The sequence below is a fragment of the Micromonospora sp. NPDC048843 genome, assembly GCF_040649965.1.
Taxonomy (GTDB): domain Bacteria; phylum Actinomycetota; class Actinomycetes; order Mycobacteriales; family Micromonosporaceae; genus Micromonospora; species Micromonospora hortensis.
Genome location: NZ_JBEZGJ010000199.1, coordinates 1 through 12216 on the forward strand (window position 1 = coordinate 1; position 12216 = coordinate 12216).

Here is a 12216-nt window from a genome sequence, read left to right on the forward strand (position 1 = left end):
GGCCTTGTGCGTCCCCTGTCGGGCCGCCGCGAGCTGGGCCACCACGACCTGGTGCGTACCCATTGCTGCGCCGCCCGCCGCAGAGCTGCAATGGGTACGGCGCCGGCTACGCCGGCGGCTCGACCGCCTCGACGAGCACCTCGAGCACATGCCGGTACGGCTGACCGGTGGCCCGGCTCATGCCCATCTCGCAGGTGCGATTGCAGGAGGCGTACGCGTCGTGGTCGCGTTCGTTGATCTCGGCGGCCTGCGCCGCGGTGGCGCCGGCGGTGACCTCGGGGTGCAGCAGCCCTCGGTCACCGGCGAAGGCACAGCACCCCCAACTGTCCGGCACGGTGACGGTGTCGGCCACCGCCCCGGCCACCGCGCGCAGGTCGTCGATACCGCCCAGGTGCACGGTGGAGCAGGTGGGGTGCAGTGCCAGCGAGCCCAGTCGCCGGGGCTGCGGCAGCACCGGCAGGAGGTGCTCGGCGGTGAAGGTCACGCTGTCGACGAAGCGCAACGCGCCGTAGCGTGCCCGGTCCTCCTCGGCCAGCGCGGCGGTCAGTTGCGTCAGCCCGTGCGTGCACGATGACGCGTCGCACACGACGGGCAGGCGAGCCTCGTCGCTGGCCGCCCAGAGCGCGGCCAGGGTCCGCTCGGCCATCTCACGGTGACCGGCGGGGTAACCCTTCGACTGCCACGGGGTTCCGCAGCACAGACCGGCCGTGCCGGTCGGGACGACGAGCGGCACCCCCGCCAGTTCGCAGAGGCGCAGGAATGCCGCCGCCGAACCGCCGGACGAGCCGTCCTCGGGTGCGAAGAGGCTGCCGACGCAGGCCGCGAAGAACACCGCCTGGGCGTCCGGCGCGCTGCGCGGGGTGGGGCGGGGCGCGCCGGCGCGCGGCATGTCGCCGCTCCACAGCGGCACGAGATCGGTGGCGCCGAGCCCACGGATCATGCCGGTGGCGGCGCGGGTGACCGGCGTCGGCACGGCGTGCGCGGCGGTCAGTCCCACCCGGACGCCAGTCACGGCGGCCTGCCAGTGCCGGGCGGCGGTGCGGGCGGTGCGCTGGGCGCGAGGGCTGTGCCGCTCGGCGCGCAGCCGTTTCATCGCCGCGCCGGTGTCGATGCCGACCGGGCAGGCGGTGACGCAGAGGCTGTCCGCGGCGCAACTGTCCACTGCTGCGTACTCGTAGTCGGCTGTCAGCTCCCGGCGGCGCTCCTCGTCGCCGGCGGCGGTGGCGAGGGCGATCTGCCGTTGCAGGACGATGCGCTGCCGGGGCGTGGTGGTGACGTCGGCGGTGGGGCAGACCGGCTCGCAGTAGCCACACTCGACGCAGGCGTCCAGCTCGGGGTCGACAGTCGGGACAGCCTTGAGCTGCCGCAGGTGCACTGTCGGGTCGTCGTTGAGCAGCACACCGGGGTTGAGCAGGCCGCTCGGGTCGCACAACCGCTTGAGTTCGCGCATCACGTCGTACAGCTCGTCGCCGTACTGCCGGCGGACGAAGGGCGCCATGGCCCGACCGGTGCCGTGCTCGGCCTTGAGTGTTCCCCCTCGGCGAGCACCAGGTCGACCATGTCGTCGGTGAACCGGGCGTAGCGGTCGATCTCGGCCGCGGTGTCGAAGGACTGGGTCAGCATGAAGTGCAGGTTGCCGTCGCGGGCGTGTCCGAAGATCACCGCGTCCGGGTAGCCGTGCCTGTCGAACAGGCGGATCAGCCCGTCGCAGGTGCCGGTCAGGCGCGGCATCGGCACCGCGACGTCCTCCAACAGGGCAGTGGTGCCGGGCGGACGGGCCCCGGCGACGGCGGTGTAGAGGCCCTTGCGCAGGTGCCAGAGGTTGGCCCGCTCGCGCGGGTCGCGGGTCAGCTCGGTGCCGGTGACGGCCGGCAGCCGGTCGAGCACGGGACGGGCGTCGGCAAGCGTCGCGGCCAACTGCTCCGCGCTGTCCTCGGCGAACTCCACAAGCAGTCCGGCGTGCCCGGTGACCGTCAACCCGCGCAGGGCCGGGCTCGCACCCGGGTCGCGCTGGCTGACCCGCAGCGCGGCAGCGTCGAGCAGCTCGGCGGTACGGGCGCCGGCGGCGAGCAGGGCCGGCAGCGCGTCGGTGGCATCGGTGAGACCGGGCAGGATCAGCAGGCCGGTGGCGGCGTGGTCGTGGATCTCGACGGTACGGAAGACGGCCTCGGCCACGAAGCCGAGCGTGCCCTCGCTGCCGATCATCAGATGGGCGAGCATCTCGACCGGGGTGCTGTGGTCGAGCAGCGAGTTCAGCCCGTACCCCATGGTGTTCTTCATCGCGAACAGCCGCTCGATGGTGGCCCGTGACCCCGGCGTCGACCGCACCCGGTCGCGCAGGCGCAGCAGCCCGGCGTGCAGCTCGGGCTCGTCGGCCCGCAGCCGGTCGTCGGCGTCGCGGGCGCCGGAGTCGACGACGGTGCCGGACGGGAGCACGAAGCGCAGCGACTCCATGGTGCGGTACGCGTTGTCGGTGGTGCCGCAGGTCATCCCGCTGGAATTGTTTGCCACCATGCCGCCCACAGTGCAGGCGGCCTCGCTGGCCGGGTCCGGGCCGAGCCGGCGTCGGTAACGGGCCAGCCGGGCGTTTGCCTGCCGGATCGTCAGGCCCGGCTGGAGCCGGATGCGGCGGCCGTCGTCGAGGACCTCGGCGTGGCGCCAGTCGGTGCGGACGTCGACCAGCACGCCCGCGCCGCCGGCCTGCCCGGCGAGGCTGGTGCCGCCGCCGCGCAGGGTCAGCGGCACGCCGGCCTCCCGGGCGCCGGCCATCAGCGCCCCCACTTCGGCGGCCGAGGCGGCGCGCACCACTGCCTGCGGCTCGAAGAGGTACGGCGAGGCGTCGTGCGCCGCCGCCAGCCTTCGGGGCAGCTCGGCGCTGGCCCGGCTCGGATCATCGAGGTGCGAGCGCAGCAGCTCGGCGACCGCGCGGGCGCGAGCGCCGGCCGCGGTCGGTGTGGGTACGACGGTGCTCATGGTCGGTTCCTCCTGAGAGGGGTGTTCAGTCGGCCACCGGGGACGCGACGACCAGCAACCGGGCAGGAGCGGTGTTGGCCGGAGCCGGCAGCCGCAGCGGCTGCCGGCCGGGGGTGATGCTGCCGAGCACCGAGGCGTGCCGCGCGCCGGTGCCCGAGGGCAGGGTGCCCGGCAGCCCGTGCACTGTCAGGTAGCCGAGCAGCGCGAAGGCCAGCGCCTCCTTGGCGTCCGACACGATGCCCAGGTCGTCGCTGGAGGACAGCTCGACGCCGGGCAGCTCGTCGGCGATCATGCGCATCAGCGTCGGGTTGTGTGCGCCGCCGCCGGAGACGACGAGTCGGGTGACGCCGTGGTCGCGGCAGGCGCCGGCCACAGTGACCGCCGTCAGTCGGGTGAGCGTGGCCAACACGTCCCGCGGGTCCGGTGTGGGCGCGTCGGCGAGGGCGGCGAGCAGGTAGGGCAGATGGAACAGCTCTTTGCCGGTGCTCTTCGGGCCGGGCAGCCGGTAGTACGGCTCGTCGAGCAGCCGCCGCAGCAGGTCCGGGTTCACCTGCCCGGCGGCGGCGCCGCGCCCGTCCTGGTCGTACTCCTCGGTGCCGCCGCTGAAGTGGCGGACGGCGGCGTCGAGGAGCGCGTTCGCCGGCCCGGTGTCGAAGGCGAGCGGGTCCGCGTCCGGCGCGACGACTGTGATGTTGGCGATGCCGCCCAGGTTCAGCGCGGCCGGAACGCCGGGCAGGCCACCCAGCAGCAGTGCGTCGAAGTGGGCGACCAGGGGAGCACCCTGGCCGCCGGCGGCCACGTCGCGGCTGCGCAGGTCGGCCACGACCGGAAGGCCGGTGGCCTCCGCTATCCAGGCCGGCTGACCCAGCTGGAGGGTGCCCCGAACCGTGCCGTCCTCGACCCAGTGGTGCATGGTCTGCCCGTGCGAGACGACCAGGTCGGCGTGGCCGTCGCACAGGTCGGCGAGGGCCCGCACGCCGGCCTCGGCGAAGGCCTGGCCGATGCCGGTGTCCAGCACGCAGATCGCCTCGGTGGTGGTCGCCGCCGGCGGCAGGGCCGCGGCGATCTGCGTGCGCAACTCGTCGGAGTACGGGTGGCTGAGCCGACCCAGCGGTCGCATCCGCAGTGTGTCGCCGCTCATCTCGAACTCGGCAGCGGCGGCTTCGATGCCGTCGTAGGAGGTTCCGGACATCAGGCCGATCACGCGCATCACGTCCTCCTTCACGCCCGGCCGGCTGGCGTCGCCGCCGCGTCGTCGTCGATCTCGTCGCGACGTCCATGGTCGTACGGTGTCTCCGGGGCCGGGTGGAACCGGCTGGACACCGCGCCGACGACCAGGGTGATCAGGACGCCGATCGGGACCAGCCACTGCGCGGCGATGGCGGTGGCGGTGGTCGTCCCGGCGGTCGTCACATCGATCTTCACGTAGCGGACGATGTAGGTCATCACCGCCACGGTGACCAGGAAGGCGATCACCGCGTCGACCTGGTTGGCCCGCTTGACGAGACGGCCGAGCAGGAAGGCGCCGAGCAGCGCCCCGTAGGTGTAGCCGGCGATGGTCAAACCGGTCAGGTAGACGTTTCCGGTGCTGGAGCTGAACGCGCAGGCGAAGACCGCCATCAGCACCGCCCAGACCAGGGTCATCACCCGGGCGAGGCGGAGCATCGCGTCGTCGGATGGGACCTTGCGAAAGAAGCTGTGGATGAAGTCGGCGACCGTGGAGTTCGACATCGAGTTCAGCGCCGAGGAGAGCGAGCCCATGGCGGCGCCAAGGATGCCGGCCACCAGCAGACCCGAGATGCCCACCGGCAGGGCGTGCAGGATGAAGCTCGGGTAGAGGTTGTCGCTGCTGGCCAGGCCGAGTTCCTTGAAGGTCTGACCCTTGTTGTACGACCACAGCAGCGCGCCGACCAGGGAGAACGCCGCGAACTGGATCACCACGAAGATGCCCGAGGAGATCATCGCCTTCTGCCCCTCGCGCAGCGTGCGGGTCGACAGGATGCGCTGCACGATCAGCTGGTCCGACCCGTGGCTGGCCATCGCGAAGATCGCGCCACCGATGATCGCGGTCGGCAGGGCGAACGGGCTGGTGAGCACGTGCGAGAGGGCGAAGTTGGTGTCGAAGAGCTGGAACTTGCCGGCGTCCAGCGCCTGCGAGTAGCCGTCGAAGCCGACGGCGTGGCTCAGCACGGCGATGGCCAGGATCGCCCCGCCCAGGTACAGCCCCATCTGGATGGCGTCGGTCCAGATGACCGCCTTGATGCCACCGAGGTAGGTGTAGACCACTGTGATGAGCGTCAGGACGACGATGATGGCCTGGTAGCCGACATTCAGCCCGAACTCGTCGAGAAGAAGCTTGATGGGGATGGCCGAGGCGAACAGCCGTACGCCCTCGGCGAGCAGGCGGGTGAAGACGAACGTCACCGACGCCAGACCCTGAAGTTTCAGGCCAAACCGCTCACCGAGGTACTGGTAGGCGCTGACGAACCCACCCCGCTTGTAGAGCGGGATGAGCACAGCGGCCACGACGACCCGACCGATGACATAGCCCAGGGCCAGTTCGACGTTTCCGAAGCCCTGACCGCTGTAGGCGCCGCCGGGAACACTGATCACGGTCAGGACGCTGGTCTCAGTGGCGACCACGGAGAACGAGACGGTCCACCAGGGCAGTCGACCCTCGCCCACGAAGTAGTCCTTGGCGGACTTCTGTTTACCGGACAGGCGTAGTCCGACGTAGGCGATCACCACGAGGTACAGCACGATCACGACGAGGTCGAGTTGACGCACGGCTCGCTCCCAACCAGCGGTTGTCAATAAGTGACGTTGGGCCAGCCTAGCGCGAAACTTTTTGCCACCGCCCGTCCGGGCTGGTTACGCTGTGGTTTCAGCCTGCTGATACGGGGACTGTTCGCAGCCGCGCCCTCGGCCTGGCCGCGGCGGCGGGTCGCGAGGACGCGCTCGACGGCGAGCCGCCGGGCGACCGGAGGACGTCTCCCCGCCGGCCGGCGACTGCACACCAGCGAGAGGAACGAGCACCCCGTGGACCTCAGCACCCTCGGCACCGAGACCCGCAACGACAAGACCGGCGACCTCGACCGGATGTCTCCCACCGAGTTGCTTCTCGCGATGAACGACGAGGACCAGACGGTGGCCGACGCCGTCCGCCGTGCCGTCCCGGACATCGCCGCCGCAGTCGACGTCATAGTGGCGTCGCTCCGTCAGGGCGGACGGCTGATCTACCTCGGCGCAGGCACCAGCGGCCGGATCGGCATGCTCGACGCCGTCGAGATCCCCCCCACCTTCGGTACGACGCCCGAGCGGGTCATCGGTCTGCTCGCCGGCGGGGCACGAGCCTTCGGTGTCGCCGTCGAGGGCGCGGAGGACGACCCGAGCCGCGCCGTCGCCGACCTCGACGCCGTCGGCCTGACCGCCCGCGACACTGTGGTCGGGCTCGCCGCCAGCGGCCGCACCCCGTACGTGGTGGGTGGGCTGGATCACGCCCGAGCGCTCGGCGCGGCGACCGTCTCGGTGGCCTGCAACACCGACGCGGTGACCAGCCGGCACGCCGACGTCGCCATCGAGGTGCCCACCGGCCCCGAGGTGCTCACCGGCTCCACCCGGCTCAAGGCCGGCACCGCCGAGAAGCTGGTCTGCAACATGCTCTCGACCGCCACGATGGCCCGGCTCGGCAAGGTTTACGGCAATCTGATGGTGGACATGAACGCCACAAACGAGAAGCTCGTCGACCGGGCGCGTCGGATCGTCGCCGAGGCCGCCGACACCGACCTCGACACGGCCGCGCGGGCGCTCGCGGCGGCGCACGGGCATGCCAAGACAGCCATCGTGCTGCTGTTGGCGAACTGCACCGCCGAGGAGGCCGCAGCCCGGCTGCGCGCCGCCGACGACGACGTCCGGGCGGCCGTCGCGGCCTGACCCGGGGGTTCGCGGCGGCGTCTCGTTGCCCGGTCCGGGTCAGTCCGCCACGTCGAACGCGAAGGTGCCCGCCTCGATACGGTCAATGAGCTGGCTGACGTCGTCGGCTCGCCGGATGGCGTTGTCCCACCCGCCGCTGGAGATGTCGACGAGCAGCACCGGGGCGGGGTCACTGCCCAGGTCGAGGACGAGCTGTTCCCTGGAGCCGTCACCGCCGATGATCGCGATACCGGGGTGCGCGAGCGTGGCCTCGTCCCACGCCTCATGCAGCTCGAGCATCTCGCGCGGGGAATTGAGCCACACGTAGGCCCCGGTTCTCATCCAGCCCCGCCGAAACCACGACTCGCCTTGGAGGTAGGTGCGCCACGCCTCGGGCAGCGCCCGGCCCAGGGCCTTCTCCGCGTCGACGAACTCCTCGTCGTCGACTGGGCCCCGGTACTCGGCCTCCGCGATGATCGCCCCGACGATGTGGGCGTTGAGGTCGGCAAGCTCCCCGGCCGGGATCCAGTACTCCAGCACATCGCGCCCACCGGCCTGCTGCACCTCGTAGCGGTCCAGGTACGAACGTCGCACGTCGAACCGGGTCACGTAACCGACGCCTTCGGCGGGGACGTTCCACTCGCGGGCGATTTTCGTGGCGTACCAGCGGTTGAGTACGGGGTAGAAGATCGGCTGGTCGGGCAGGCGTGGCGGCCAGCCCCGCCAGCCGGCCGCCGCCACGAGGTCCAGTTCGGCCTGCCCCGTGGGCCGCCACAGCGTGATCGTGTCGGAGTTGCCGATGGTCTGCTCCCTGTCAGTCCCGGTGATGGCGGCATGATGCCACCGCCCGACATTCTGCCCTCTCGGCCCCGACACTTCGCCGATGAGCGCGACGCCGTGGACGACGGCAGACTGCTACTTCGACGAAGCGCCCCGTCCATAGCGGACGGGGCGCCTTCTGATGTCAGTCGAGCTGTGTATCCGAAACCGTTCGGTCCTCGTCCGCGTCGCCGTCGGGGAAGCTGGCCAGCTCGATCCGGGGGGACCGATCCGGCGGGAGGTGGGCGAAGTCGGCGATGACGACGACATCCACCTCCCCGTCGATCATTGTCTGCTCGACGGTCTCCCAGGGTGCCCGCATGATTCCTGCGAATCGGTAGGAGTGTTCGCGAAGGTGACTGAAACACCTCGCGACGGCAGGCTCTGACGGCTCGATGTGGGCGGGGATCCAGATAACGGCGATTTCCATGAACCTCTCCTGATCAACGTCGTGGACGCGAGTGGATGATCAGGAGTCATTGGGGTGGGGGAGGACCCCGCTCGACGGGACGGCTGGTAGCACGCTTGTCGACGGCGGTGACGGTGAGCCCTGGCCGCAGCGGCGACGTGGGCGGCGAAGCTTCGGCTGTTGACGTGGGTGGATCAGCGCCGCCGGCGCCGACGCCGGTCGGTGCGGACGCGAGCGCCAGCACGAACGCAGGTGGCCCCGGTGCGGGACGGGCGGGCGGGTTGGGCCGCTGTCCGGTGACCGCGGTCACCGTCGCCCGCGCCTGCTCCGACGCCCGGCCGTCGGACCTGACGTGGGCGCCGCTTCGGGTCTCCATCGCCGGCACTCGCGTCGAGGGTGCCGTCGGTGGTGGGGAGGCCACGCGTGCGATCGGGGACGCCGAGGCGGATGACGCCTGTGTGGCCTGCGGTGACGACGAGGGGGTGCGAGCCGGCCGACTCGGCGGGGCGGTGGAGGGGTTGGCCGACGGGGTCGGCAGCGGAACGGCCGACGGCAGGGGCAGCGGGTCCGTCGACGGCAGGGGCACGGGCAGGGACACGACCGCCGTCGGCAGCGGCAGAGGGACGGTCAGCTCCACCTCGACCACGTCGGCCACCGAGACCCTGATGGCCGCCGGCGAGGTGGCGACCTCCACCAGCGGGAGCCGCGACGGCGATGGGGTGTCGGCGTGGGCGGGATTGGCACCCAGAGCCGCGCCGAGCGCCACCGCGCCGAGCGCCACCGGGGGGAGGCTGTGCCTCAGCCGCATCAGACGGATGCCGCCGGCAGCGGGGTCGCCAGGCCCGCCCGGTCCGGCTCACCAGTGTGGTGCCGCCGGCCGAGTTCTTGCCCCTCGCACCCTGCCGTTCCCTCCATGTGCGGGTTCTTGCCCCGCTGGATCGAGGGCTACACCTTCTGTCGATATCTCTCGGTGAGCGATGTGGACAGACCGGGAGCGCACCAGGCCGGGTCACACCCGGGCCTCGGTGGGTGTCGGCGTGGGGTCGAGCGGCAGGTCGCGCAGTCGGCGGATCGGCGTCGACAGGTAGATGATCGGGGACAACACGGTGAGCCCTCCGAAGATCAGCAGGGTGGTACGGGCGCCGAGAGGCCCGGCCAGGATCCCGGCGAGCAGGCCGCCGACCGGGATGGCGCCCCAGGAGACGAACTTGACAGTGGCGATCACCCGGGACAGCAGTTCCGGTGGACTGGCGAGCATCCGGTAGGTGCGGGTGGTCACGCTGAGCACCACAGTGGAACTCGCGAAGATGAGGTTTCCGACCGCGAAGGCCAGGAACGCGGCGGTGCCGGTGCCCAGCGGGATGATGAGCGCGCCGACCACGCCGACGAAGGCCGCGATGATCAGGCCGCGTGCGGTGCCGAACCGACCGGTGAAGCGGGTCGTCAACGCCGCGCCGATGAGCGCGCCGAGGCCGTCGGCGGCGATCAACAGCCCGACCATGAGCGGCGACGCGTGCAGTTCACGCACCAGGTAGAACGGGAACAGGGCGAGCATGGCGCCGTTGACGAAGTTCGTCGCGGTGGCGTCCCACATGGCCGGTCCGATGATCGGGTGTCGGAGCACGAAGTGCCAGCCCTCGCGGATCATCGTGATCATCGGCGGCCGCTCGGCCGGTCGCTGCACCCGCCGGGCCGGCAGGGTGCGCAGCAGCACGGCGGAGAGCAGGTAGCTGACGGCGTCCACGAACAGCGTCGGCACCGCACCCAGCAACTGCACCGCGAGACCGCCCAGGGATGGCCCGCCCAGCGCGGTGGCGGCGTGCGTGCCGGAGGTGAGGCTGTTGCGGGCCTGCAACTGCACGGCCGGCACGATCTCCGGCAGGAAGGTCTGGTTCGCCACGTCGAACAGCACGTTGGCGAAGCTCACCACCAGGGCGACAGCGACCAGCTGGGCCACCGTCAGCATGTCGTACCACCAGGCCAGCGGGACCGACGCGATGGCGAGGGCCCGGACCAGATCCAGGACGACCTGCATGCCGCGCAGCGGCAGGCGCTGCACGATCACGCCCGCCGGCAGGCTGATCAGAAGGTACGCCAGGTAGCCCGCCGCCGTGATCAGACCCATCTCGAACGCCGACGCGTGGAGCACCGTCAGCGCGGTCAGCGGCAGGGCCAGCGTGCCGACCGCCGAGCCGAGTTGGCTGGTCGTGCCGGCGACCCACCATCGCCAGAACGCAGTAAGTCCCATAATGGAACTCACTATAGGGGCGCGCCGGAGACGGCGTCGACCCCGCCGATGCGGGATCGACCGAGAACCCACTGCCTATCCCGCTCGGCGCACCATTTCGCTGATCCAGGTGGGCGCGAACGGAGACGTGCAGCCGGGGGAGGTGGGGTAGTCCTTGAGCACCTCGAGGCGTTCGCCGATGTTGATCGCCCGTTGGCGGTGCTCGGCGTGCTCGATACCGATCTGCGCCAGGCAGTGGTTCATCGCCCACTGCAGGCGATCCGGCGCGTCCTTCATGTCGGCCTCGATCACATCGAGCAGCCCCGGGAGGTCGAGACTCTCGGGCTTCTTCGTCACGCGTTCGGTGGTCAGCGCCCAGCCGGCACTCGCGACCACGGGATCCGGGTCGGCGAACCAGGCCAGCCGCAGCTCTTCGGAGTGCGGGCTCTTCTTCACCACGTAGTTCACGAGCCAGTCGTGCACCTTCGGGGTGCGCGCCTCGCGCGCCATGACGTCCAACTCGTCCCGCTCGAACGCCCTGGGACGGCAGATCAGGACTGCCAGCAGCCGCGCCGAGGCATCGCCCGTCGACCAGAGCTGGCGCGCGAGGTCGTGCTGCGTCTTCAGCCGCTTCGCGAGCGCCCGAAGCGCGCCGAGGTGCACACCATGATCGTCACCGTGTCTGGCGTTCACCTCGCGTGCCTTCGGGTCCTCCAGCGCGGCCAGTTCGGCCAGCACCTCGGCCAGCGTCGTCGTAGCCATCACAGCCTCCTGCTCGTCGGGCCGGACGTTTCACACTCTCGTAACGGGTATCCAGGCGTACCAGTGCGACCGGCGGTGAACAGCTTCACGGAATGAGGGGGCACCTGTCATGCCTGATCCACAGCCCACCATCGTGCTCGTGCACGGCGCGTTCGCCGAGTCGGCGAGCTGGAACGGTGTCCTTGAGCGGCTCGGCGCCGCGTACGACTCGGTGGCCGTCGCGAACCCGCTGCGGAGCGTCGCGGGCGACGCCGCGTACGTGCAGGACGTCGTCCGCGGGATCGGCGGTCCGGTCGTCCTCGTCGGCCACTCGTACGGCGGCATGGTGATCACGCAGGCCGCAGCCGGCGACACCTCGGTGCGGGCCCTCGTGTACGTCAACGCCTTCGCCCCGGACACCGGAGAGTCGGCGATGACGCTGTCCGCGAAGTTCCCCGGCAGCACGCTCGCCGACACCCTGGTGCAGTACCCGGTGTCGACCGGCGGGAACGAGGTGGCGATCGGCCAGGACCAGTACCACGCGCAGTTCTGCGCGGACTCGTCGGACGACGTGGCCGCGCTGATGGCCCGGACCCAGCGGCCGATCACCGAGCAGGGCCTGGCCGACAAGCTCACCGGCGACCCCGCCTGGCGGTCGCTGCCCAGTTGGTTCGTGTTCGGGGACGCCGACAAGAACATCCCTGCCGAGGTGCACCGTTTCATGGCCGAGCGGGCCAACCCCCGGGGGCAGCGCGAGGTCGTCGGCGGCTCGCACGCGATGACTGTGGCCCGTCCCGGCGAGGTCGCCGAGACCATCATCGAGGCGGTTCGGGGCGTGAGCTGACAGTCCGGACGGACAGCTGGCGGTGGGCCGACGAAAGGTCGCCGGCCCACCCCTGCCTGTTGGCTAGCGGACCCGCAGCCGCTGGTGGACCGCTGCGCTGGGGGCGTGGACCCTGTCACCCGAGTACGCGACGTGCACCGGGTACACCCCGGCGGGTACCCCGTTGGTCGGCAGTTCGACGACGGCCGCGCCGTCCCGGAGCGGCACCACCCGGGTGTCGGGCCGGACGAGGCCCGGGCCGGCGACGATGTCGATGTCGCCGTCGGCGATCCCGTGGCCGGCGGCGCAGCG

The 12216-nt window shown here is 71.3% G+C and carries 10 protein-coding genes and 2 pseudogenes; 2 read left to right on the forward strand and 10 right to left on the reverse strand.

Features of this window, described 5'->3' with window-relative positions; all coding sequences use genetic code 11:
* Nucleotides 1–106: 106 nt before the first annotated feature.
* From AB0C20_RS31200 to AB0C20_RS31215, 4 genes and pseudogenes are all read right to left on the reverse strand, one after another.
* Complete coding sequence (locus AB0C20_RS31200; protein WP_357569327.1) at nucleotides 107–1450, reverse strand: (Fe-S)-binding protein; 1344 nt, start codon at nucleotides 1448–1450, stop codon at nucleotides 107–109.
* 9 nt (nucleotides 1451–1459) lie between these two features.
* Nucleotides 1460–2973: pseudogene (locus AB0C20_RS31205) on the reverse strand (FAD-binding oxidoreductase); the annotation flags it as partial.
* A gap of 25 nt (nucleotides 2974–2998) precedes the next feature.
* The gene (locus AB0C20_RS31210) at nucleotides 2999–4183 is read right to left on the reverse strand and encodes an anhydro-N-acetylmuramic acid kinase (RefSeq protein ID WP_357569321.1); all 1185 of its coding nucleotides are present in this window, start codon (nucleotides 4181–4183) and stop codon (nucleotides 2999–3001) included.
* Nucleotides 4184–4194: 11 nt separating this feature from the next.
* Nucleotides 4195–5760, reverse strand: coding sequence for a sodium:solute symporter (locus AB0C20_RS31215; protein ID WP_238684050.1), 1566 nt, complete (start codon nucleotides 5758–5760; stop codon nucleotides 4195–4197).
* Nucleotides 5761–6012: 252 nt separating this feature from the next.
* Here AB0C20_RS31215 and murQ point away from each other — a divergent pair, with 252 nt between their 5' ends.
* Nucleotides 6013–6906, forward strand: coding sequence for an N-acetylmuramic acid 6-phosphate etherase (murQ, locus tag AB0C20_RS31220; protein ID WP_357569322.1), 894 nt, complete (start codon nucleotides 6013–6015; stop codon nucleotides 6904–6906).
* A gap of 453 nt (nucleotides 6907–7359) precedes the next feature.
* Here the strand turns inward: murQ and AB0C20_RS31225 are convergent.
* From AB0C20_RS31225 to AB0C20_RS31245, 5 genes and pseudogenes are all read right to left on the reverse strand, one after another.
* Nucleotides 7360–7686 (reverse strand): annotated as a pseudogene (locus tag AB0C20_RS31225) (ADP-ribosylation/crystallin J1); the annotation flags it as partial.
* A 163-nt stretch (nucleotides 7687–7849) separates the two neighbouring features.
* Nucleotides 7850–8026, reverse strand: a complete 177-nt coding sequence (locus AB0C20_RS31230) for a hypothetical protein (protein WP_357569323.1) — start codon at nucleotides 8024–8026, stop codon at nucleotides 7850–7852.
* A 154-nt stretch (nucleotides 8027–8180) separates the two neighbouring features.
* Nucleotides 8181–8921 carry a hypothetical protein gene (locus AB0C20_RS31235; protein WP_357569324.1) on the reverse strand — a complete coding sequence of 247 codons (741 nt, stop codon included), beginning with the start codon at nucleotides 8919–8921 and terminating at the stop codon, nucleotides 8181–8183.
* A 201-nt stretch (nucleotides 8922–9122) separates the two neighbouring features.
* On the reverse strand, nucleotides 9123–10361 hold the full coding sequence (locus tag AB0C20_RS31240) for an MFS transporter (RefSeq protein ID WP_357569325.1): 1239 nt from the start codon (nucleotides 10359–10361) through the stop codon (nucleotides 9123–9125).
* A gap of 75 nt (nucleotides 10362–10436) precedes the next feature.
* Nucleotides 10437–11102 (reverse strand): DNA alkylation repair protein, encoded by a 666-nt coding sequence (locus AB0C20_RS31245; RefSeq protein WP_357177277.1) that lies wholly within the window; start codon nucleotides 11100–11102, stop codon nucleotides 10437–10439.
* A 109-nt stretch (nucleotides 11103–11211) separates the two neighbouring features.
* Here AB0C20_RS31245 and AB0C20_RS31250 point away from each other — a divergent pair, with 109 nt between their 5' ends.
* The gene (locus AB0C20_RS31250; RefSeq protein WP_357177276.1) at nucleotides 11212–11925 is read left to right on the forward strand and encodes an alpha/beta hydrolase; all 714 of its coding nucleotides are present in this window, start codon (nucleotides 11212–11214) and stop codon (nucleotides 11923–11925) included.
* A gap of 63 nt (nucleotides 11926–11988) precedes the next feature.
* Here AB0C20_RS31250 and AB0C20_RS31255 read toward each other — a convergent pair.
* Nucleotides 11989–12216: Ig-like domain-containing protein (locus AB0C20_RS31255; RefSeq protein ID WP_357569326.1), on the reverse strand; the 228-nt coding region annotated here is incomplete at its 5' end.

Bases quoted from the DNA above. Each gene is read 5' to 3' on its own strand.
- AB0C20_RS31235 (WP_357569324.1), bottom strand. From the start codon at position 8,921: ATGCGGCTGAGGCACAGCCTCCCCCCGGTGGCGCTCGGCGCGGTGGCG.
- AB0C20_RS31210 (WP_357569321.1), bottom strand. From the start codon at position 4,183: ATGCGCGTGATCGGCCTGATGTCCGGAACCTCCTACGACGGCATCGAA.
- AB0C20_RS31250 (WP_357177276.1), top strand. From the start codon at position 11,212: ATGCCTGATCCACAGCCCACCATCGTGCTCGTGCACGGCGCGTTCGCC.
- AB0C20_RS31200 (WP_357569327.1), bottom strand. From the start codon at position 1,450: ATGCGCGAACTCAAGCGGTTGTGCGACCCGAGCGGCCTGCTCAACCCC.
- AB0C20_RS31240 (WP_357569325.1), bottom strand. From the start codon at position 10,361: ATGGGACTTACTGCGTTCTGGCGATGGTGGGTCGCCGGCACGACCAGC.
- AB0C20_RS31230 (WP_357569323.1), bottom strand. From the start codon at position 8,026: ATGCGGGCACCCTGGGAGACCGTCGAGCAGACAATGATCGACGGGGAG.
- AB0C20_RS31245 (WP_357177277.1), bottom strand. From the start codon at position 11,102: ATGGCTACGACGACGCTGGCCGAGGTGCTGGCCGAACTGGCCGCGCTG.